The 20,714-nt window shown below is 39.1% G+C and carries 22 protein-coding genes; 8 read left to right on the forward strand and 14 right to left on the reverse strand.

The genetic code is table 11. From position 1 onward, the window contains the following. Nucleotides 1-434 precede the first annotated feature (434 nt). The 4 genes from OC25_RS14450 to fabG all read left to right on the forward strand — a co-directional run bounded on the left by OC25_RS14450 (nt 435) and on the right by fabG (nt 3,713). A complete protein-coding gene (locus tag OC25_RS14450) occupies nt 435-1,310 on the forward strand; it encodes a carbon-nitrogen hydrolase (RefSeq protein ID WP_039477303.1) in 876 nt (291 codons plus the stop codon). 98 nt (nt 1,311-1,408) lie between these two features. Next, entirely contained in the window at nt 1,409-2,485 is a 1,077-nt protein-coding gene (locus OC25_RS14455; RefSeq protein WP_039477305.1) for an agmatine deiminase family protein, read from the forward strand. A 139-nt stretch (nt 2,486-2,624) separates the two neighbouring features. After that, nucleotides 2,625-2,924, forward strand: coding sequence for a GIY-YIG nuclease family protein (locus OC25_RS14460; protein ID WP_039477308.1), 300 nt, complete (start codon nt 2,625-2,627; stop codon nt 2,922-2,924). Nucleotides 2,925-2,969: 45 nt separating this feature from the next. After that, nucleotides 2,970-3,713, forward strand: a complete 744-nt coding sequence (gene fabG, locus OC25_RS14465) for a 3-oxoacyl-[acyl-carrier-protein] reductase (RefSeq protein ID WP_039477310.1) — start codon at nt 2,970-2,972, stop codon at nt 3,711-3,713. Nucleotides 3,714-3,858: 145 nt separating this feature from the next. Here the strand turns inward: fabG and OC25_RS14470 are convergent, their stop codons facing one another. Further along, nucleotides 3,859-4,593: a L,D-transpeptidase family protein gene (locus tag OC25_RS14470; RefSeq protein ID WP_039477312.1), complete on the reverse strand. Its 735-nt coding sequence runs from the start codon at nt 4,591-4,593 to the stop codon at nt 3,859-3,861. A gap of 204 nt (nt 4,594-4,797) precedes the next feature. On the opposite strand from OC25_RS14470, the gene OC25_RS14475 reads away from it, so the two are divergent. Together OC25_RS14475 and OC25_RS14480 are read left to right on the forward strand one after the other, a co-directional pair. Continuing rightward, nucleotides 4,798-6,882: an ABC transporter permease gene (locus OC25_RS14475; RefSeq protein ID WP_039477314.1), complete on the forward strand. Its 2,085-nt coding sequence runs from the start codon at nt 4,798-4,800 to the stop codon at nt 6,880-6,882. A 144-nt stretch (nt 6,883-7,026) separates the two neighbouring features. Continuing rightward, the gene (locus OC25_RS14480; RefSeq protein WP_156131482.1) at nt 7,027-7,575 is read left to right on the forward strand and encodes an REP-associated tyrosine transposase; all 549 of its coding nucleotides are present in this window, start codon (nt 7,027-7,029) and stop codon (nt 7,573-7,575) included. 42 nt (nt 7,576-7,617) lie between these two features. On the opposite strand, the gene OC25_RS14485 is transcribed toward OC25_RS14480, so the two are convergent. From OC25_RS14485 to OC25_RS14505, 5 genes are all read right to left on the reverse strand, one after another. Further along, a complete protein-coding gene (locus tag OC25_RS14485) occupies nt 7,618-8,232 on the reverse strand; it encodes a trimeric intracellular cation channel family protein (protein ID WP_039477321.1) in 615 nt (204 codons plus the stop codon). Nucleotides 8,233-8,366: 134 nt separating this feature from the next. Next, nucleotides 8,367-8,666, reverse strand: a complete 300-nt coding sequence (locus OC25_RS14490; RefSeq protein WP_025145767.1) for an FtsB family cell division protein — start codon at nt 8,664-8,666, stop codon at nt 8,367-8,369. A gap of 141 nt (nt 8,667-8,807) precedes the next feature. Further along, the gene (gene eno, locus OC25_RS14495) at nt 8,808-10,103 is read right to left on the reverse strand and encodes a phosphopyruvate hydratase (protein ID WP_039477324.1); all 1,296 of its coding nucleotides are present in this window, start codon (nt 10,101-10,103) and stop codon (nt 8,808-8,810) included. Between the two features lie 545 nt (nt 10,104-10,648). Continuing rightward, nucleotides 10,649-11,497 carry a DUF2911 domain-containing protein gene (locus tag OC25_RS14500; protein WP_039477325.1) on the reverse strand — a complete coding sequence of 283 codons (849 nt, stop codon included), beginning with the start codon at nt 11,495-11,497 and terminating at the stop codon, nt 10,649-10,651. A gap of 74 nt (nt 11,498-11,571) precedes the next feature. After that, a complete protein-coding gene (locus tag OC25_RS14505) occupies nt 11,572-12,108 on the reverse strand; it encodes a GNAT family N-acetyltransferase (RefSeq protein WP_209435597.1) in 537 nt (178 codons plus the stop codon). Between the two features lie 47 nt (nt 12,109-12,155). Here OC25_RS14505 and OC25_RS14510 point away from each other — a divergent pair, with 47 nt between their 5' ends. Further along, nucleotides 12,156-12,788, forward strand: coding sequence for an ABC transporter ATP-binding protein (locus tag OC25_RS14510; protein WP_039477327.1), 633 nt, complete (start codon nt 12,156-12,158; stop codon nt 12,786-12,788). Then, nucleotides 12,788-13,915: a hypothetical protein gene (locus OC25_RS14515; protein ID WP_039477330.1), complete on the forward strand. Its 1,128-nt coding sequence runs from the start codon at nt 12,788-12,790 to the stop codon at nt 13,913-13,915. Before OC25_RS14510 ends, OC25_RS14515 begins: the two co-directional genes overlap by 1 nt. 14 nt (nt 13,916-13,929) lie before the next feature. On the opposite strand, the gene OC25_RS14520 is transcribed toward OC25_RS14515, so the two are convergent. The 8 genes from OC25_RS14520 to OC25_RS14555 form a co-directional block, all read right to left on the reverse strand. Continuing rightward, entirely contained in the window at nt 13,930-14,322 is a 393-nt protein-coding gene (locus OC25_RS14520) for a type II toxin-antitoxin system VapC family toxin (RefSeq protein ID WP_039477333.1), read from the reverse strand. Next, nucleotides 14,307-14,543, reverse strand: a complete 237-nt coding sequence (locus OC25_RS14525; RefSeq protein WP_039477336.1) for a hypothetical protein — start codon at nt 14,541-14,543, stop codon at nt 14,307-14,309. Before OC25_RS14525 ends, OC25_RS14520 begins: the two co-directional genes overlap by 16 nt. A gap of 109 nt (nt 14,544-14,652) precedes the next feature. After that, nucleotides 14,653-16,062 carry a D-alanyl-D-alanine carboxypeptidase/D-alanyl-D-alanine endopeptidase gene (gene dacB / locus OC25_RS14530; RefSeq protein ID WP_052266225.1) on the reverse strand — a complete coding sequence of 470 codons (1,410 nt, stop codon included), beginning with the start codon at nt 16,060-16,062 and terminating at the stop codon, nt 14,653-14,655. Between the two features lie 111 nt (nt 16,063-16,173). Further along, entirely contained in the window at nt 16,174-16,776 is a 603-nt protein-coding gene (locus OC25_RS14535) for a CDP-alcohol phosphatidyltransferase family protein (protein WP_039477339.1), read from the reverse strand. A 54-nt stretch (nt 16,777-16,830) separates the two neighbouring features. Beyond that, on the reverse strand, nt 16,831-17,820 hold the full coding sequence (locus OC25_RS14540) for an aspartate-semialdehyde dehydrogenase (RefSeq protein ID WP_039477342.1): 990 nt from the start codon (nt 17,818-17,820) through the stop codon (nt 16,831-16,833). Between the two features lie 238 nt (nt 17,821-18,058). Next, nucleotides 18,059-18,928: a sugar phosphate isomerase/epimerase family protein gene (locus OC25_RS14545; RefSeq protein WP_039477345.1), complete on the reverse strand. Its 870-nt coding sequence runs from the start codon at nt 18,926-18,928 to the stop codon at nt 18,059-18,061. An 11-nt stretch (nt 18,929-18,939) separates the two neighbouring features. Next, nucleotides 18,940-19,815: a sugar phosphate isomerase/epimerase family protein gene (locus tag OC25_RS14550; RefSeq protein WP_039477348.1), complete on the reverse strand. Its 876-nt coding sequence runs from the start codon at nt 19,813-19,815 to the stop codon at nt 18,940-18,942. A gap of 8 nt (nt 19,816-19,823) precedes the next feature. Next, nucleotides 19,824-20,714, reverse strand: a complete 891-nt coding sequence (locus OC25_RS14555; protein WP_039477350.1) for a hydroxypyruvate isomerase family protein — start codon at nt 20,712-20,714, stop codon at nt 19,824-19,826.

Here is a 20,714-nt window from a genome sequence, read left to right on the forward strand (position 1 = left end):
AAAATTGTAACTGTGATTTAGCCAATCCATACATATTGGAAAGTTCATGTACAGAGTGTTCTTCTTTGATTACCTTGTTGACTAAATCAAGTTTAAACTGATAGTCATATTTTTGTTTTCTACTCATAAAAAATGCCCCAAAAAGTGTCTAACTTTTTGGGGCATGTCCAGTTGAGGCCTTTTTTATGGCTATTTGTTTATTCTGATACCACATTATCGTCATTTCGAGCGGAGTGCAACGAAGCCGAGAAATCTGTCTCGAGATAGATCTCTCCGCTCCACGGCGTTTCGGTCGAGATGACGACCCTTTTTGTCTTTATACCTTAAACCTTTTTAGTAACTTTGCAGCCGATTTAGAATGATAGCATTTTGAATGGTTGAATGATACTAAAAAGCACTCGTTCAATCGTTCTCTCATCCAATAATTTTAAAAAATGAAGAAGGTAAATGTTGGTCTGGTGCAGATGAGCTGTACTAAAGATAAGCAGGAAAATTTAGATAAAGCGATTACGAAAGTAAGAGAAGCCGCTGCAAAAGGTGCGCAAATTGTGTGCTTGCAGGAGCTTTTTACATCCCTTTACTTCTGCGATGTTGAAGATTATGATAATTTCGATCTGGCAGAAGCTATTCCAGGTCCATCAACTGATGCCTTGCAGGTAGTTGCCAAAGAATTGGGCGTAGTAATTATTGCTTCACTGTTCGAAAAACGTGCTGAAGGTTTATACCACAATACTACTGCCGTTTTAGATGCCGATGGATCTTATTTAGGTAAATACCGCAAAATGCACATCCCGGACGATCCCGCGTACTACGAGAAATTTTACTTTACGCCGGGCGATTTAGGTTACAAGGTTTTCCAAACCAAGTTTGCGAAGATCGGTATTTTAATCTGCTGGGATCAATGGTATCCGGAAGCATCACGCATCACTGCTTTGATGGGAGCCGATATCATGTTTTATCCAACTGCAATTGGTTGGGCTACCGATCAGGATGAGGAAACCAATAAAGATCAGTATAATGCATGGCAAACCATTCAGCGCTCGCATGCCGTTGCCAATGGTGTTCCGGTAGTGAGTGTAAACCGCGTTGGCTTTGAACAAGATGGTGCTATGAAATTCTGGGGTGGAAGCTTTGCTACCAATGCCCAGGGGCGTTTGCTTTATCTGGCTTCACACGATCAGGAAGAAACTGAAGTAGTGGAACTGGATTTAACCCAGTCAGACTTTTTCCGTAAACACTGGCCGTTTTTAAGGGATAGAAGGATCGATTCGTATCAACCGATTACGAAAAGGTATCTGGATGGCGATTAAGCTGAAAGCTTAAAGACCAAAGCCTAAAGCGAGAATCCATAAATTAAAAATCCATGGTTCGTGTCCTCACGGACCATTCATTTTATAAATTAAATTAGATGTCAAATTTCCCTCCTAGAGAAAATTTAAATATTAATCAATTCGATTACTCACCCAAACAGCAAGGCTATGCTTTCCCTGCCGAGTGGGCTAAACATGAAGCTACCTGGTTAAGCTGGCCACATAAAGAAGCCTCATGGCCGGGTAAGATCGAAACCATTTACGCCCCTTATTGCCAGTTTATTAAAGTGGTGGCTGAGGGCGAAAAAGTACGGATCAATGTAAAAGACGAAGAAATGAAAGCTTTTGCCATTGCCGAACTTCAAAAAGTTGGAGCCGATTTAACGCAGATTGAATTTTATTTCAACGAAACCAACGATGCCTGGTGCCGCGATCATGGTCCTGCATTTGTGTTAAAGGGAAATGAAAAAGCAGTGGTAGACTGGGGCTATAATGCCTGGGGAGGAAAATATCCGCCGTTTGATCTGGATGACGTTGTACCCACTAAAATTGCTAAAAACTTTAATCTGCCTTTGTTTGCACCTGATATTGTAATGGAAGGTGGTTCGGTAGAGTTTAATGGCGCTGGTACGGTTTTAACCACTACTGCCTGTTTGTTAAACGAAAACCGCAATCCGCATTTAACTAAAGAGCAGATAGAACAGTATTTGCTTGAATATTATGGTCAGGAGCAGGTGTTGTGGTTAGGCGATGGAATTGTTGGCGATGATACCGATGGTCATATTGATGATATTACCCGTTTTGTAAACGAGGATACCGTTTTAACCGTAGTAGAAAGTAATCCACTGGATGAAAACTATGTATTGTTACAAGAGAATCTGGAGGCCTTAAAAGCAATGAAACTGAAGGATGGCCGTGCGTTAAACATTGTGGAGTTACCTATGCCTTCGCCGGTAATTTACGATGATACCCGTTTGCCGGCTTCTTACGCTAATTTTTACATTGCCAATTCAGCCGTTATCGTTCCGGTTTTTGATGATGTGAACGACCAAAAGGCTTTGGATATTATTCAGGGTTGTTTCCTGGACCGTAAAGTAGTAGGGATCAACTCGGTTGATATTATCTGGGGTTTGGGTAGTTTCCATTGTTTAAGCCAGCAGGAACCAGCTATTTAGGCCTTAGTCAAAAGTCATTAGTCAATCCTGTTTGGTTGTTATCCTGAGCCTGTCGAAGGACATGGCAATTTAGGCAAGCTAGACAAGGCAAATTTGGCAAGGAATATTTTTAGTAACTTTATGTTTCTAAAGATCATTTATGGCCAGGATACATAATTATTTTGTCTACATTTTGGAGTGTGCAGATAAAAGTTATTATGTTGGCGTAACAAATGATCTGGAAATTAGACTTACCCAGCATAACGATGGAGAAAATGTGCTTGCTTATACTTTTACAAGGAGACCGGTAATTTTAAAATATTACCTGAGATTTGATCAGATTGAAGATGCTATAGACTTTGAAAAGCAGGTGAAGGGATGGAGTAGAAAGAAAAAGGAAGCATTATTTAAAGAAGATTGGGATGAAATTGTGAAGTTATCAAACTACAAAATTAAATAACAGCTGAGTCTTCGACAGGCTCAGACTGACAAACTATAATAATAAATGAAATTACTAGAAGGAAAAACAGCATTAATTACCGGCGCATCAAAAGGAATTGGCCGTAAAATAGCGGAAAAATTTGCAGAGCAAGGTGCTAATGTAGCATTCACCTATTTATCATCAGTAGAAAAAGGTCAGGCTTTAGAGCAGGAATTGCAAAGCTTCGGTACTAAAGTTAAAGGTTACCGCTCTGATGCATCTAAATTTGATGAGGCTGAGCAGTTGATCAATGATATTGTAGCTGAATTTGGAACCATCGATATCGTAGTGAACAACGCTGGTATTACCAAAGATGGCTTGTTAATGCGCATGAGCGAAGAAAACTGGGATGATGTAATCAATATCAACTTAAAATCGATCTTTAACGTAACTAAAGCAGCTTCTAAAGTGATGATGAAAGCCCGTAAAGGTGTTTTCATTAACATGAGTTCGGTAGTTGGCGTTCAGGGTAACGCTGGTCAGGCTAACTATGCTGCTTCTAAAGCAGGTATTATTGGTTTTACCAAATCAGTAGCCAAAGAACTGGGTTCAAGAAATATCCGTGCAAACGTAGTAGCTCCGGGTTTTATCCGTACCGAAATGACCGAGGTTTTAGATCCTAAAGTGGTTGAAGGCTGGGAAAAAGATATTCCGTTAAAACGTGCTGGCGAAACCGAAGATATTGCCAACGTTTGTGTGTTCCTGGCTTCAGATATGAGTGCTTATGTAACCGGACAAACTTTGTCGGTTTGTGGCGGGATGCTCTAGAGAGGTAGAAAGTAGAAGGCTTAAGGTGGAAGGTTTTTTGCTAAAGCCATAAAATAATAAAGGCGTAAGGAGGGGAATTGACCCTAAACCTTACGCCTTTTAGCTTTTACCTTCTTTGCAACTTTCCAACCTTTCAACTTTAAAACTATTTAACAACGTATTTCCCTTTCACTTCACTAACATTCGGCTGGGTTTTATGCTGCTCAAAAGCTAAATATCCAGCCTGCAACGATTTCCAGAAGCTAGCCTGGGCCGGGAACTGCACTGAATATTTCTTTAAATTTTCATTCGTCATTTTGAACGGGTAAATGTTTACCGGAATCCTTTCCTGACCGGCATTTCTAACTTCAACACCCAAAATATAAACTTCCTTAATTTTTTCATCTGTTAGGGGGATGCAACCAACTGTTACGCAGTTGCCATGGATATAAATGTCGCTCCCTGGCCTCCTATCCTTACCTGTACGGGCATAATCAACAGTGTTTGGGTAATTTACACCTAAAGACAGGTGGAAATTACTCATCGGGTTAAAAACATTGATGTAATAAAAACCTTCAGGTGTTTGTCCGTCGCCTTCAATTACTTTTGGCCCCAAGGTACCCGAGTGTGCACAAAAGTCGTAAGTGCGGAATAACTTATAATTGTTGTCAGCTCTTCCTTTTAACCAGATCTCCAGTTTGCCTTCACTTTTATAGGCATTAATTAACATCGAAAACTGATCTCCGAACCCATCAGCCTGGATAAATTTCCTTAATGTTTCCCACTTTTCATGGTATGCTTTTTCTACTCTTTCAAATTTGATTTGTGTTGCTTTAAAATTATTTTGGGCATTGACCATAAGGCTTAGAGATAGCAGAAACGTTAAACAGATTAATTTCATATAAATTGATTTGGTTAAAACTAACGAATTTATTTTTTTAACCGTAAAGGCCGCTGAGATTTGTTTATTGGAATGGCAAAATGAACGCTAAGTTTAGTTAATTACCAGATGAAGAATAGCTTTGCTGTGCTTTGCGTAATTCTTTGTATACTTTGCAGTTAATTAGCCTTGAAAATACCATCAAATTTACCATCTTTATGCAATATGAATAGCTTTTTTTCCGGTACTTCTGTTTTATCCTTTCTCGGTTGTTTAGCACTGGGCCTGTTGTATGCCTGGATACTTTATCGAAATAATAAAAACCTGGATAAAAAGCTTCAATATATACTCGCCGTATTACGGATATTGGTGGTTACCGCCATTGCCTGGCTTTTATTTGCTCCATTAATTAGAACCTTAAATTATACGCTCGATAAGCCCGTTATCATCATCGGTCAGGATAATTCCTTGTCGGTAGGGCAGGTTAAAGCCCCGGGTTTTGATGAGAAACAGTATGCACAAAACCTGAAGGCCTTGCAGGATAAATTATCTGATAAGTACGAAGTAAACACCTATCACTTTTCAGATCAGGCTGCTGATGGATTAGATTTTAAAAATCAGGGTAAATTAACTGATGCAGCGGCATTTTTCCGTAAAGTGCAGGACGAATATACCAACCGTAACATTGGGGCTGTTATTTTGGCTACAGACGGTATTTTTAACCACGGCGGCAATCCGCTGTATAGCATTAATCAAATCAATGCGCCGGTTTATACCATTGCGTTGGGCGATAGCATTCCGAAACGCGATGTCTTGATCTCAAATGTGAATTACAATAATATTGTTTATCTGGATGATGATTTTATGGTTGAAATTCAGGTGCAGGCCTTTCAGGGGAATGGCGAAAATACCAGCTTAACGATTGCCCAAAATGGGAGTAAAGTAGCAGAACAAAATATTGCGATTAATGGAAATTCTTTTGTCAAAACCATTCCCGTTAAACTACATGCCGGCAAAATTGGCGTGCAAAAATACACGGTGCAACTCGGTACGTTGCCAAACGAAATGACCACGAGAAACAACAGCCAGAGCTTTTACGTGGAGGTTATTGATGGCAGACAAAAAGTATTGCTGGCTGCTGCTGGCCCACATCCGGATTTAGGTGTTTTAAAGGAGGCTATTTCGCTCAATAAGCACTACGAGGCCAAACTGGCACTGGCCGACGATTTAAACGCTACAGATCCCGCTAAATTCGATTTAATTGTACTCTATCAATTACCCGATGTGCAGAACCTTTCAGCAGGCTTTTTGCAAAAACTTAAATCGGTAAAGAAACCCATTTGGTACATTTTGGGTGGTCAAAGTAACATCACTGCTTTTAACCAGCTGCAGGGCCAGGTTAATTTGGCTTCGGCAAATGGTTCCGTACAGGAAGTTTACCCCGATTTTGCCAATGGTTTTACCAGTTTTAACTTAAGTGAGGAGGATAAAAAGCAGTTTGCCACTTTCGATCCATTACTGGCTCCCTTTGGCCGATTAACCGTTAATGCCGGTGCTACACCCGTTTTTAACCAGCGCATAGGTAAAGTGAGTACGCAGCAACCGCTTTTGTTTTTTACCAGCGAAAATGGTTCTAAGGCGGGTTATTTAATGGGAGAAGGCTTATGGCGCTGGAAACTTTCGGAAGCCGAAAATGAAGCTCCACAATCGGTGTTAAACGACCTGATTTCAAAAACTGTTCAGTATCTTTCTGTTAAGGATGATAAGCGCAGGTTTAAAGTATTTACGGCCAAAGCAGCTTATGATGAAAATGAAAGCATTCAGTTTAACGGAACGCTTTATAACGACAGCTACCAGGCAGTTAACGAGCCAGAAGTAAATCTGCAGGTTAAAAATGAAGCCGGTAAGGTTTTCAACTACACTTTTTCCAAAACGGAAACGGGTTATCAGTTAGATGCAGGTGCCATGCCTGCGGGTAATTATTCGTATTTGGCCAATACAGTATTGGGCGGAAAGAAATTCAGCGCCACAGGCAGTTTCTATGTAAACGCTTTAATCGCCGAATATCAGCAAACAACGGCCAATCACCAGTTGCTGAATACCATTGCCAAACAAAGTAACGGTAAGCTTTTTATGCCTGCCAATCTGCTCAAAATTGCAGATGAAATCCTGAAAAATGAAAACATCAAAACCATCAGCTACGAAGACCGCAAGTACGATGAGTTAATTAATATGAAATGGCTGTTCGGATTGGTACTGATTTTACTGGGTACAGAGTGGTTTTTAAGGAAACGGAATGGGGAACTGTAAGTTTGGAGTTTGAACGCGTGCCGTCAGATGTTACCATCTGACGGATAGATTGTTTTTTTTGTGATTAATTGATGATGTTTAATTAATTAGAAAGTATTAGAAAAGTGTCGGGTGGCAACACCCAACACCACGACACTAGTTATTATGGGATTAAGAAACAGGAACTTATTTCTCGGGAAAAAATGCTTTTTTGTTACCACAAGTTGCTATAAACATATAAGGCTGCTTGAAAGTGATCTTTGTAAACTAATAGTTGCTAACAGTTTAAACTTCGTTGCGCTTAAATATAAGATTTCAATTCTTGGTTATGTAATCATGCCCAATCATTTTCATATTTTACTCTATTTCAATAAAGAAAATAAATTGTCGAATACCATGCGCGATCTGAAAAAGTTCTGTGCATTTGAAATACGTAAACACCTTGAAGTTAACGGAAGCCCCTTGCTTAATTGGATCAGGATTGCAAATGAGAAGCAGGTGTTTAAAGTTTGGGATGACAGATTTGATGATGTTTGGATAGGTAGCAAAGAACTTTTAGAGATTAAATTGGAATATATTCATCAAAATCCATTACAATCTCATTGGAATTTGTGTAATTATCCTGAAGATTATAAGTATAGTAGTGCTGCTTTTTATCTTGGAAATGAAGACAGTGTTATTAAAATAACTGATTACAGAGATATCTTTGATTGATATACTCCTGTGTCAGATGGTAACATCTGACACCACAGAGACCTAATGCCATTCATCCCGGTAAACAAACTTTGGCATGTGCCACTCGTAGCGGATAGAAAGGAGCCTTAAAGCTAAGCCAACCACAGCCGCTGAAACAGTGGCCAGCATTTCGCTTCCATGAAAATGCTCTACACCGATATAAACAGCCCCGGTAACGATGGCGGCGCTGGCATAAATCTCTTTGCGGAAAAGGAAAGGCACTTCATTACAAAGCACATCGCGAAGTACGCCACCTGCGCAACCAGTTATCATACCACTGAATAATACAATTAAATAAGGTAAATGGATGGTTTGAGCTACCTGACAACCAATGATCGTAAATACCACTAAACCCAAAGCATCCAGATAAAGGAACAGTTTTTTGAGTTTGGTCATAATGGAAGCAACAAATGCCGCCAATAAAGCTGCTGCAGCAGTTATCACTAAATATTCGGGATGTTCTACCCAGCTCATGGGATAATGGCCAAACAATACATTTCTAACTGTACCACCACCTAATGCAGTAACCCAGGCAATAATACAAACGCCTACCCAATCCATATCGCGCCTGCCTGCAGAAAGTGCTGCGGTCATAGCTTCGGCTGTAATGGCTATAATGTAGAGGATGTGGAGCATTTAGATAGGTTAACTGTTTGAATTGTTTAATCGGTTAACTGTATGGAACAAATTGTTCCATTGATTTATTGTTAGGTTATTCTAATTGTTAACTCCTAACTGAAAATTGCTAACTGCTAACTGCCAACTGAAAATTAATCCTTCTTCTCTTCCTGGATAATCACAAAAACATCTTCATTGTCTTTTTTCATGAAGTATTTTTCGCGGGCAAATTTTTCGGCTGTATTTAAATTGGTATTCAGCTCGTTTAAATCTTTTTTCACCTGGGCAGTTTCTTTCTCGAAATATTCTTTTTCTTCCTGCAACTTATTCGCCTGGCTACGGTATTCGTATTGCGACATCATATCGTTTTTATCGAAAAATAGCATCCACATGGCAAAAGCAACTGTTGCCAGGAAATATTTATTGCGGAAAAGGTCTATTAAACGTTTCATATATTGATATGAGATTTTTGATGTCAGATCTTGGAAGATCAAATTCAACAAGCAAATATAGTATTAAAATAAAAACATCCGAAGATTTAAAATCTCCGGATGTTTCACAAAAAAGTTTTTCAACTTATTAACACTATGCTATTATTTTTTAGCGTATTTGAATTTTGAACCGATGAAACGTGCGTTTTCGCCCAATTCTTCTTCAATACGTAATAATTGATTGTATTTTGCAATCCTGTCCGAACGTGAAGCCGAACCGGTTTTAATCTGTCCGCAGTTTAAAGCAACAGCTAAATCAGCAATCGTAACATCTTCAGTTTCGCCAGAACGGTGACTCATTACCGAAGTATAACCACTGTTTTGTGCTAAAGTTACCGCATTGATGGTTTCAGTTAACGAACCTATTTGGTTAACTTTTACCAGGATAGAGTTTGCAGTTTCTTCGTCAATACCACGTTGTAAACGGGTTACGTTGGTTACAAATAAATCATCACCAACCAATTGAACGCGATCGCCAACTTTATCAGTTAAGCTTTTCCAGCCAGTCCAGTCGTTTTCATCCATACCATCTTCGATAGAGATAATTGGATATTTAGCAGAAAGATCAGCTAAGTATTGTGCCTGCTCTTCGCTTGAACGAATCACACCGGTAGCACCTTCAAATTTAGTATAATCGTATTTACCATCTTTGTAAAACTCAGATGAAGCACAATCTAAAGCTAGGCAGATTTGCGAACCTGGTTTGTAACCAGCAGTTTCAATTGCTTTTAATACAGTTTCAATTGCATCTTCAGTACCATCAAAAGTTGGTGCAAAACCACCTTCATCACCTACAGCAGTAGATAAACCTCTGTCGTGAAGAATTTTTTTCAGGCTATGGAAAACTTCAGTTCCCCAACGTAATGCCTCAGAGAAAGAAGGTGCGCCTACTGGCATAATCATAAATTCCTGGAATGCGATAGGGGCATCAGAGTGAGAACCACCATTGATGATGTTCATCATCGGGATAGGCAAAGTGTTTGCATTTACACCGCCAATGTAACGGTATAATGGCTGGCCAATTTCATCAGCAGCAGCTTTGGCTACAGCTAAAGAAACACCTAAAATAGCATTAGCACCTAAGTTACCTTTGTTTTCGGTACCATCAAGGTCTAACATAAGTTTGTCAATTGCGTTTTGTTCAAAAACATCAATACCTCTTAATGCATCAGCAATTTTAGTATTTACATTTTCAACTGCTTTTAAAACGCCTTTACCTAAATATGTAGATTTATCTCCATCACGTAATTCAACAGCTTCATATTGTCCGGTAGATGCACCACTTGGTACTGCAGCACGGCCAAATGCACCGGCTTCTGTTGCAACTTCTACTTCTACTGTTGGATTTCCTCTCGAATCGAGGATTTGTCTCGCATGGACATTAACAATTATGCTCATTTTATTTTAATTTTTTGTTGATTTCTTAACCTGCTTAGTGTACAAAGTACAATTACTAAGCGCAACATCAAAGTTAGTATAATTTTTAAATAAATAAAGCCTTTTGAGGCTTAATGTTATGATAGTTGTTCGAGTTAACCGATGATTAATTTTAAGTTAATATTGGTTGCCGGTTCATATTGCAACTGATGATCTTTAGCGACTTAGGTCATAATACTTTTTTTGAAAAGCAATTGCAGCAATGCATCTGTTGGGCCTGATCCCGCTCACTACAAGTCCGCTCCCGATGAAAAACCGGGATTGCGGGCTTTTCGTTTCATCCGATAGCTATCGGATCAGGTTTATTTACCTGGGGTCGGTAATTTATAGGGGGAAACATATTTCATTAATACCGTTGCCTTCATCCGATAGCTATAGGGTGAAACGCAGTGAAGTCGAGAGATCTATCTTGAGACAGATTTCTCGACTTCGCTGCGCTCCGCTCGAAATGACGGATTGAGGGGAGTTTTTTCGGTTGGTGTCTCGCCCACAGAAACGCTACTTCCTTATTTTTTAGCTTGTGTCAAAAGTTCTGAGTTCAGACGAACGTACTCATCAATTTTTTGTGCTTTGGCAGCATCAATTCCTTGCTGCGCAGTAGCCATTGCACCCGCTTTATCACCCATTTTTAACTGAATACGGCCTTTCCACAGTTTAAACCAGGGGGCTTTTGGATCAGATTTTTCTGCCTCAGTCATCCATGCTAAAGCTGTTTTTAAATCTTTACCAGTTTGGAAGTAGTATTGAGCGGCAGCAAAATAAGGTTTCTTTTCACCTTTCATCGCCTCAGCAATATTGGCCATTACTTTTTCATCAATAGAAGTAGTCATATTTACTGCGAAAGCACTATGTTCCCACATTACATTGAGCTGGGCAGAAGTTTCGGTTACATCGCCAAATTGCATGGTAAGGGTTTCTACCTTATCTTTTAAAGCAGTAGTTTTTACCGTTACGCGCAATACATCGTCGCTTTCCTTATATTTGTAAGCGCCCCATTGATCGGCAATTTTGTTAAAAATAACCGTCCATTCTTTTTTACCGGGAATACTAAACAGTCCATATTCACCTGCCGGCAAATCTTTACCTTCAATTTTAACGTCTTCCGTAAATTTAATTCGCGTGGCTGCATTGGCACCTGTACGCCAAACTACCCCTAAAGGTTCCATGCCGCCAAAAATTGTGCGCCCTTTAACATTCGGACGGGAGTAGGTTAAGGTAATTTTACCTAAGCCAAAATCTTGTGTAATGGTTTGCCCACTGCTGGGTTGCGGAATTTTTAAACCTTGCGCACTGGTTAAATTGGCCAGGCCCAATAGCACCATTAGCAGTGCTACAGCTTTGTTAAATAATTTCATGGTTTTGTTGTTTTTGGTTTATACTAATTTACGGATAAAGCTTCGGTTTTAGCAAGATCTTTTAGCTGTTTGGTTTAAGCCAGCTGATGCTTGCGGAAACCAAAAATCCGCTCGTCAAAATATTCACCATGTTTAAAAATGGTCGATTTCAGCTCTGCTTCGAAAATGAAACCTGCTTTTTTCAGCACCTGTTGCGAGGCCAGGTTGGTATGGGTAGTCCGCGCAAAAATCCGGTCGATATCAAAAGTCTCAAAACCATACTTTAACATTTCTTTTACGGCTTGCGGCACAATTCCTTTCCCCCAATAGGATTCACTAATCCAATAGCCTATTTCTGCACTTTTGCTATAAATATCGGCGAGTTGGTGTATCCCAATTGATCCCACTACTTCATTATCCACCACTATGGCTTTAACCTGTAAAGGCTGGTGGCTTAAAGCAAACTGAATAAAGCCTTCGCCATCTTTTTGTCCGTATGGAAAGGGGAATTTATTGGTAAGGTATTTAGATATGTTGAAATTATTGGCATGTTTTACCAGGTCATCAACATCTGTAAGTGAAAAAGGGCGTAAAACGAGTTGCATGGTATAAGGTTCAGTTTGGATGGACACGATTTGTAACTTTTTATCAAAATCAAAGTCGAAAATAAAATGGTTTTATGCTACACTTCAGTCAGTTTGAAAAATCTTATTCCGGCCATCAGGTTTTAAAGATAGCTAATATTAAACTTCCCACCGGTGTTTTCTGGATAAAAGGAAGCAATGGATCTGGAAAAAGCACGCTGTTAAAGGCAATAGCTGGCATACTGTCTTTTCAAGGCGATATTGCAATTGGTACCACCTATTTAAAAAATCATGGGGTTGCCTATCGGAAGCTGGTCAATTTTGCTGCTGCAGAACCTTTATTTCCTGAATTTTTAACAGGAGCAGAAATGATCGGTCTTTTTGCTAAAGCTAAAGGTGCAGGTGTGGATCAATCGCAAGCATTGCTTACCGAAATGGGGATGCAAGCATATGTAAACAATCATTTAAGTTCCTATTCAAGTGGTATGCTAAAAAAGCTTTCGCTGGTACTCGCCTTTTTAGGAAAGCCCAGGTTGATTTTGTTGGATGAACCTTTGAATGCGCTTGACGCTGATTCGTTGGAGGTGCTCTATCGCTGGATTAATGAAAAACACGCACAAGAGCAGATTAGCTTTCTTTTGTCCTCGCACCAGTCATTGGAAACTATAAAACTGCCCGGACTAAAGCAAATTAATATTGGAGACAAAAAACTAAGCCTGAACTTTTAATGCTGCAGCTTTCAAACCTGGCTTTAAGAAAAATATTTGTTAACGGATTTTACCGGAGCCATGCCGGTATGCTGGTATTCGTTTTTGTCATGTTGATTAGTTATTGTTTGTTTATCAATACACTGGGTACAGTAATGCCTGATCAGATCAATTTTTGGCAATTTTTCTTTACCATTAGTTTGGTTAGCAACCCCTTAATAATGGGTTTTTATCTGTTTGCAAGTGTATTATACGCTTATAAAGGTTTGCAATACGTATTAAGCCAGCTTGCCTTACCACAGCATGAATTTTTGTACTATAGTTTTACCGCTTCTCCTAAAAGGAAGCAGTTTTCAGTATGGTGTAAGGTGCAGGCTTACTTATTTATCCCTGTATTGTGTTATACCTTATATGCGGGTATTATCGGGCTCGTATTTGGTTATTATCTGATTTCAATTGGTATTGTGTGTTTCCAGCCGTTACTGATTATGGGCTGCGCTTATATCTGTTTGAAAGAAAATAACCGTTTAATAGCAGCCAGTAAATTTAGCTGGTTGATCAGGATCAGCAGGAAATGGAATAAACCTGTTTTTTTATTGTATGTATTTCAAGTGTTTAACCAAGCTAAGCTGCCTTACCTGTTAACTAAATTACTTTCCTGGGCCTTAATTTCGAGTGTTTTTATCCTTTTTTCAGATCTGGAAGATAATTTCAGGTTACTGATGCTTATTACTTCGTGCGTGGTTGTATCGCATGTTGTGCTTATTTATCAGGAAAAACTTTTTAACGACCGCTATTTGTCTTTCCTGGCTAATTTTCCTATCCCTAAAGTAAAAGTGTTTTTTAGCTTTGGCTTAAACCATCTCATTTTACTGCTTCCCGAAATATGCTGGATTTTAACGCGCTTTGACACGATAACTGCTCTGGTGCTGATTGCATTTGCATTTTCAGTCGTCCTGTTATTCAGGAGTTTTCTTTTACTGGATAAAATACAGGTTAAAACTTTTCTGATTTTGGTTTTCGGCCAGTTTTTCTTGTCTTATTTGCTTATTCTTTTCGGCTTAGGACTGATGCTGGTACCTGTAAATGTGGTAGTGGCATGGTTAATATTCAAAATCAATTTTTTGAATGATAGTGTTTTAGATTGATTGAGATGGTTAACTTACAAAGCAATCAATTCTAAATTCATAATTCTTTCGAAATGTTTTTTATTTAATGTAGCTATTTTTATGTTTCTGGATAAAGCTGTTGCGCCAATAAAAATATCTGGAATTTCAATTAAAGTGTTTTTATTCTTAAGGTATCTGGTGATTTCTATGGCCTTATCATTTGCATCTTTATCAAATGGAAGTATAGTTATTTTATCGAAAAAGGCTTTCCAAAAAACTATTTCGTCTGGTTTAGCGCCAATCATAATTTCATATTCAGTAATGATCGACACAGCAAAAAGTTTGTAGACTTTAGTTAATTTATAAAAAGCACTTTTCTCCTTTATTTGCTTTCTATAAAAATCAATTAAAATTGAAGTGTCTAAACAGACTATTCCATTCTCCATGAATTGAAGTTTTTTCTGTCGCTTTTGTGTTTTTCATATTGCTCTTTGCTCATAATAGGAGCTTTGAGTAAAAAATCCTGAAAATCTGATAAGTCATTAGCAGCTTTTTGCTCAATAAACTCGTCATTTAAAACCGATTTTAATTGTTCGATTTTTGCGGCGGGAAGTTTTCTTATCGCTGCAAGCAATTGTTCATAACCAATATCGATCGTTATTTCCATAGATCAAAAATACAAAATATTAAAAATTTAATCAAGTTGCTGATCTTTAAGACGATTCTTCAAGCAATAATATTAACACTTTTAAGGATGCGTTTTTTATCCTTAATTTTTATTTCAATTCATCCAATACCTTAAATAATTTCTTATTGATGCCGCTTCCGCTATAGTTGTTAATATTAATTACCACAATATATTTGTTCCCGGCGGCATCGGTATGGTAACCGGCAAATGCTGAAACATCGTTTATAGTTCCACTTTTGATTTTCATTCCGTTATATTCCGGAAAGGCTTTGTAATAATCGGGAAACCAGACCTCTTTTTGTGCCTGAAATAAAATGCTGGCCATAGCTGCTGTTGTAATCCTGTCGCCCGGCGAAAGCCCGCTGCCATCGATAATATTCAATGCCGATTTTTCGATGCCTTTGTTGGTCCAGAAAGCAATTTCGGCTTCAGCACCTTTTGCCGTACTGGCTTCCTTTCCCGATTTTAAGGCAATGGTTTTTAATAAACTTTCGCCATACAGGTTAATACTTTTCTTTAAAAACCAATAAGTTATTTCGCTCAGGGTAGGAGAGCTGATGGTACTTATTTTTTGCGTTACCGTCGGAACAGGCTGGTTACTTAAAGCCATCAGGCGGGTGGTGGTAGCCTGCTGATTAGTATTTATACCCAGTCTTTTCAGTGTATCCTGCAGACGGTAAGCGCAATCGAAAGCGGGGTCTGGTAGTGCAACCGAAATGCCTGTTTTACCAATTCCCATTCCCCAGCTACCGCGAAGGTACGCCACATTACTATAGGGAGGGAAGAAAGCATAACTTCTGTCGCCCGTACCCGCTGCGCCGGTTTTTAATTCATTTACAATTTGAACATAGGGCGTAGCCGGAACAGTTTTTACGATTTTTACTTCATCGGCTGTACTGCTGCCAGGTCTAAGGTGGATATCGAACTGATTTTCGCGCCAGGCCAGCCCTGAAGTGCCTGCACCATAATAGTTGCCTATATCTTGCCAAACCCAGCCTTCCGGAGTGGTTTGGGTACCAAAAATACGGTCATCACCAATGATGGCACCTTCAATTTTCTTTATGCCAGCCGATTTTATGGCAGCTACCCACTGCGTTAAAACTGCGTTTTCTTTGTTCTGGTAGCGCCATGAGCCCAATGTAGGGTCGCCGTTCCCAATGATAATCAGGTTACCTTTTAAGGTTCCATCGGTAGTGATTTTACCCGAATAAGCCAAGGTAGTCTGATACTGAAAATCTTTGCCTAAAACACTAAAAGCAGTTGCTGCGGTGATCGTTTTTAAGGTCGAAGCTGTGGCAAGGCCAATCTGCTCGTTATGGGCAAAAAGCGTTTTGCCGGTATTGGCATCCAACACGCAAAGCGATACCAGGGCATGTTTAGCCTGTTCGTCGTTCAGGAGGTTGTTAAAAGCTTTCTCTATATTTTGGATCCTGCTCTGTGCAAAGATATTAGTAATGGAGAGGGAGAGCAGTACGACAAGTAATCTTAAAAATTTCATTTGTGATGCGGTGCAAATCACTAAATTAGTTATAATTTGCTGATTACCTTAGTTTTTTGATTTGTAATTTAGTGATTACGATTTTTTAGGTATATCTTTCTAACCAGGTAACTACCCGTTAAACAACTTATTCCGTTTAATTTCTTTTCCCTTTCTGAGTTTTACTGCATGGTAAATGGTGGGAACATCATTTGTCCATTTTTTGAGGGTGAAAACAATAGCCAGGATTTCTAAACGGGTGGTTAAACCAACCCAAAGGCAAAGCTCAAACAATACAACTGACTGGCAATGTGCCATTACCTCTATCAGCGTGGCAAATAAAATTAGTGTCCATATTTTGGCCCCAATGGAGTGGGTTGCAATCTCTCTTTTAAATTTAAGATAACTTACCAAATAGGTTGAAGCTTCAAATGCAACCAGAACAACGAGCTTAACCAGGTTATCTTTGAAAAAATCAGGACATTGGATGTAAGTAGCCACAGCCACTGAAATGAAAAATACCTGGTCAATGCTTGAATCTAAACGCCTTAATTTTTCGGATGAGATATTGAGCCTGCGGGCAATGATACCATCAAAAACATCGGTTAGCAAACCAATAGAAAGGAGTGTAATGGCTAAAAAAGAATAATATGTCGCCTGAAAAACACTGAGTAAAATAATGGCAAAACCAATTAACAGTCGCGAGTAAATTAAGGCAATAGGGATATTTTTCATGAATGGAGCGCGCATAAAAAAGCCCCGATTTTTGATCGGGGCCTGTAATATTGATTAAACCAATTCTTTTTGAATCAGGTATTCGGCAATTTGAACTGCATTGGTAGCAGCACCTTTACGCAGGTTATCGGCAACAATCCAAAGGTTTAAAGCTTTAGGCACTGAATCGTCTCTACGGATACGGCCTACAAAAACTTCGTCTTTTTCGTGTGCATCTTTCGGCATCGGGTATTTTAAATTAGCCACATCATCAACAACGATTACACCTGGTGCTTTTTCTAAAATACTGCGTACTTCTGCTAAATCGAAGTCATTTTCGAACTCGATATTAACCGACTCTGAGTGACCACCCATTACCGGAATACGAACGGTTGTAGCGGTAACTTTAATGCTGTCATCGCTCATGATTTTGTTCGTTTCCTTAATCATCTTAATTTCTTCTTTAGTGTATCCGTTTTCGGTGAAAACATCGATATGCGGAAGCACGTTTAAGTCGATTTCGTATGCATAAGCTTTAGGGCCATCAATGCCTTTACGCTCGTTCATTAACTGCTCTACAGCTTTTACGCCGGTACCGGTAACTGATTGGTAAGTTGAAACCACTACACGTTTAATTTTGTATTTATCGTGTAAAGGCTTTAAAACCACAACCATTTGAATGGTAGAGCAGTTAGGGTTGGCAATAATTTTATTATCGATAGAAAGCTCGTGGGCATTAACCTCTGGTACTACCAATTTAATGGTTGGGTCCATTCTCCATGCCGAAGAGTTATCGATTACTGTAGTTCCGGCTTCTTTAAAGCGTGGAGCATGCTCCAACGAGGTGCTTCCACCAGCTGAAAATAAAGCGATATCCGGTTTCATGCTAATAGCGGTATCCATGCTAACAATTGGGAACTTCTTACCCTTAAAAGTAATTTCCTTACCAACACTCTTCTCAGATGCTACGGGAATTAACTCTGTTAAAGGGAAATTTCTTTCCTCCAATACTTTTAACATGACAGTACCTACCAAACCGGTGGCACCCACTACTGCTACTTTCATTTTAAATTTTAATTATATTTTATTAAACATTTGATGTAAGCCCAAATATGCTAAAAATTAAGCTTATATCCCTATTGTTACCAATTTAATTTGCTTTTAATGGCAGAAATATTATTTTTTCAATAAATAATATTGTTTTTTAAAGAAAATATAATAGAAATCAGCTGAGGTACGGTTTCGAGCTGGAAGGGGAGAGTAAACCTTGCAGGTATGGAAAACCTGCAAGGTCGTGGTAAGTTTATACCAGGTTGGCTTTAATATAATCGCAACTGGTTTTAATAGAGCCGATTGGATCGGGTTTGTAATTGGTTTCGTGCTCAACAAAGAAATGTTGCATGCCTGAAAGTTTGGCTTGGGCAAAAATGGTTTTGAAATCAATTGAGCCATTTCCCACCTCGGTATTCCATTCGCGTTTGGTTTTGTCCATATCTTTAACGTGCCACATCGGGAAACGGCCCGGATACTTTTTAAACAAAGCCAGCGGATCGTTACCTGAGCGTACTACCCAGTATAAATCCATTTCAAAGTTAACCAGGTTTTTATCGGTTTCGCTTAAATAAACATCGTAACCAGTGGTATCACCTAATTTTTTAAATTCAAAATCGTGGTTGTGGTAGGCAAATTTTAAGCCTGATGCTTTTGCAATTTCGGCAACCTTGTTAAAGTTTTCGGCAGTTTGTTTAAAACCATCTGCACCTTTACTCATATCAACGTGCGCACCGGCAATGGTAAAATATTTACCACCAATAGCCGCCGATGATTCGATATCTGCTTTTAATTTATCGGTTTTTCCGGTTTTTACAAAGTCGTCCATGCCGTAGTGACCACTTGGTGCTTTTAAACCATTTGCATCTAACAAGGCTTTAAATTCTTTTGGTGTTAAACCCCAGAACTTGCCATTAGAAAAACCATAGGTTTCTACTTCTTTGTACCCAGCCTGAGCTACCTTTTCGATAATACCTTTTACATCTTTTGGTAATTCATCGCGTAGGGTATAAAGTTGTAAACCGATATTTTTCTTGGGTTTATCGAATGCGAAAGAGGGGATGAGTAAGGCTGCTCCGGCAGCTAGTCCTGCTTGCTTTAAGAATGTTCTTCTTGAATTCATCACTTAAAAAATTAAATAATTTCCTTTTTAATATAAGCGCAGCTCGCTGCAACCGAAGCCATTGGGTTTGGTTTGTAGTTGGTTTCGTGCTCTACAAAGAAATGTTTCATGCCCGAAAGTTTTGCCTGGGCAAAAATTGGTTTGAAATTAATAGAACCAGTACCTACCTCTGCATTTAAGGCTGGGTTGGCTTTATCCATATCCTTAACATGCCACATGGTAAAACGGCCCGGGTTTTCTTTAAACAGTTTTAAAGGATCGTTGCCTGAACGTACTACCCAATACAAATCGAGTTCAAAATCAACTAATTTCTTATCGGTATTTTTTAACAGAATTTCGTAACCAGTAGTATCGCCAATTTTGTCGAATTCGAAATTGTGGTTGTGGTAGGCCAGGCGGATACCTGCAGCTTTACACATTTTACCGGCTTCGTTTATACGTGCGGCAATTTTCTTGTAATCTTCAGCATTTTTTCTGATACCAGAATCCAACCATGGAATGGTTACATACTCACTTTTAAGCACTTTAGCTGCGGCAATTGCAGCTTTTAATTCGGTGGTGTTACCGTCGCTTAAATAACTTCCTAAGCCATAGTGACCACTTGGTGCTTTTAATCCATTATCATCAAGCAGTTTTTTTAACTGTACCGGTGTTAAACCCCAGAACTGATCTTTGATCGAAAAACCGTAGGTTTCTACTTCTTTGAAGCCAGCTTTGGCAATTTTTGCGATGGTTCCTTTTACATCTTTTGGCAATTCATCTCTTAGAGAGTAAAGTTGCAGACCAACTGCTCTTTTATCGGCAGCTGCGAAAACAAATGATGGAACCAGTAGTGCTGCTGCTGCAGCCATACTGCTGTTTATTATAAAATTTCTTCTTGATATCATAACGTAGATTAAATATCGCAGATCTCAACTGCCTTTTTTAACGAGGCTATTTTGTCTGCATGTTTAGGTATAAATTCTTGTGCAACATAACCTTTAAAACCTGTTTCGGCAATGGCTTTCATAATTGCAGGATAATACAACTCCTGGGTATCGTCTATTTCATTGCGACCCGGTACACCTGCAGTGTGATAGTGCGCAATGTATTGGTGATAATCTCTGATGTTTCTGATCACATCACCTTCATCAATTTGCATGTGATAAATATCGTAAAGCAATTTGAAGTTTTCTGAGCCTACACGTTTGCAAAGCTCAGCACCCCACGAGGTTCTGTCGCATTGGTAATCTTTGTGGTTTAGTTTACTGTTTAGAAGTTCCATTACCAGTACCACATTGTGTTTTTCGGCTAAAGGAATTAATTGTTTAAGTCCTTTTACGCAGTTGTTCCATCCGGTTTCGTCGTCTTTGCCACGGCGGTTACCGCTAAAGCAGATCAGGTTTTTATAACCTGCAGCCGCCACAAGCGGAATCATTTCAGTATAGTTTTTGATCAGCTTTTCATGGAATTTTTCATCATTAAAACCATCAACCAGGTTAATTTCGGCGCCATTGCACATAGTCGATTCTAAACCATGTTTTTTTAAGGTAGGCCAGTCTTTCGGACCTACCAGATCAATGCCTTTAATCCCAATTTTTTTGGCTTCAACGCAAAGTGCTTCTACATCGAAACTACTAAAACACCAGCGACATACCGCATGGTTAATATTTCCTTTTAGCCTGAGCGGCTCGTTTGATTCTGGTTTATCCATTGCTAAGGCTGATAGTCCTGAAGAAACACCCACTGCCGCAGTACCTGCAACAATATTCTTTAACGCGTTTCTTCTGTTGATTTTTGAGGCCAT

The sequence above is a fragment of the Pedobacter kyungheensis genome (assembly GCF_000812965.1).
Lineage (GTDB): Bacteria > Bacteroidota > Bacteroidia > Sphingobacteriales > Sphingobacteriaceae > Pedobacter > Pedobacter kyungheensis.

Excerpts from the sequence above, each read along its gene's own strand:
- OC25_RS14490 (WP_025145767.1), bottom strand. The coding sequence starts at position 8,666 with ATGAAACGTTTAATAGACCTTTTCCGCAATAAATATTTCCTGGCAACA.
- OC25_RS14520 (WP_039477333.1), bottom strand. The coding sequence starts at position 14,322 with ATGGAGAATGGAATAGTCTGTTTAGACACTTCAATTTTAATTGATTTT.
- OC25_RS14500 (WP_039477325.1), bottom strand. The coding sequence starts at position 11,497 with ATGAAATTATTTAACAAAGCTGTAGCACTGCTAATGGTGCTATTGGGC.
- OC25_RS14515 (WP_039477330.1), top strand. The coding sequence starts at position 12,788 with ATGCTGCAGCTTTCAAACCTGGCTTTAAGAAAAATATTTGTTAACGGA.
- OC25_RS14510 (WP_039477327.1), top strand. The coding sequence starts at position 12,156 with ATGCTACACTTCAGTCAGTTTGAAAAATCTTATTCCGGCCATCAGGTT.
- fabG (WP_039477310.1), top strand. The coding sequence starts at position 2,970 with ATGAAATTACTAGAAGGAAAAACAGCATTAATTACCGGCGCATCAAAA.
- eno (WP_039477324.1), bottom strand. The coding sequence starts at position 10,103 with ATGAGCATAATTGTTAATGTCCATGCGAGACAAATCCTCGATTCGAGA.
- OC25_RS14540 (WP_039477342.1), bottom strand. The coding sequence starts at position 17,820 with ATGAAAGTAGCAGTAGTGGGTGCCACCGGTTTGGTAGGTACTGTCATG.
- OC25_RS14555 (WP_039477350.1), bottom strand. The coding sequence starts at position 20,714 with ATGGCCTCAAAAATCAACAGAAGAAACGCGTTAAAGAATATTGTTGCA.
- OC25_RS14525 (WP_039477336.1), bottom strand. The coding sequence starts at position 14,543 with ATGGAAATAACGATCGATATTGGTTATGAACAATTGCTTGCAGCGATA.
- OC25_RS14460 (WP_039477308.1), top strand. The coding sequence starts at position 2,625 with ATGGCCAGGATACATAATTATTTTGTCTACATTTTGGAGTGTGCAGAT.
- OC25_RS14480 (WP_156131482.1), top strand. The coding sequence starts at position 7,027 with ATGGGATTAAGAAACAGGAACTTATTTCTCGGGAAAAAATGCTTTTTT.
- OC25_RS14535 (WP_039477339.1), bottom strand. The coding sequence starts at position 16,776 with ATGAAAAATATCCCTATTGCCTTAATTTACTCGCGACTGTTAATTGGT.
- OC25_RS14485 (WP_039477321.1), bottom strand. The coding sequence starts at position 8,232 with ATGCTCCACATCCTCTACATTATAGCCATTACAGCCGAAGCTATGACC.
- OC25_RS14450 (WP_039477303.1), top strand. The coding sequence starts at position 435 with ATGAAGAAGGTAAATGTTGGTCTGGTGCAGATGAGCTGTACTAAAGAT.
- dacB (WP_052266225.1), bottom strand. The coding sequence starts at position 16,062 with ATGAAATTTTTAAGATTACTTGTCGTACTGCTCTCCCTCTCCATTACT.
- OC25_RS14470 (WP_039477312.1), bottom strand. The coding sequence starts at position 4,593 with ATGAAATTAATCTGTTTAACGTTTCTGCTATCTCTAAGCCTTATGGTC.
- OC25_RS14545 (WP_039477345.1), bottom strand. The coding sequence starts at position 18,928 with ATGAATTCAAGAAGAACATTCTTAAAGCAAGCAGGACTAGCTGCCGGA.
- OC25_RS14455 (WP_039477305.1), top strand. The coding sequence starts at position 1,409 with ATGTCAAATTTCCCTCCTAGAGAAAATTTAAATATTAATCAATTCGAT.
- OC25_RS14550 (WP_039477348.1), bottom strand. The coding sequence starts at position 19,815 with ATGATATCAAGAAGAAATTTTATAATAAACAGCAGTATGGCTGCAGCA.
- OC25_RS14475 (WP_039477314.1), top strand. The coding sequence starts at position 4,798 with ATGAATAGCTTTTTTTCCGGTACTTCTGTTTTATCCTTTCTCGGTTGT.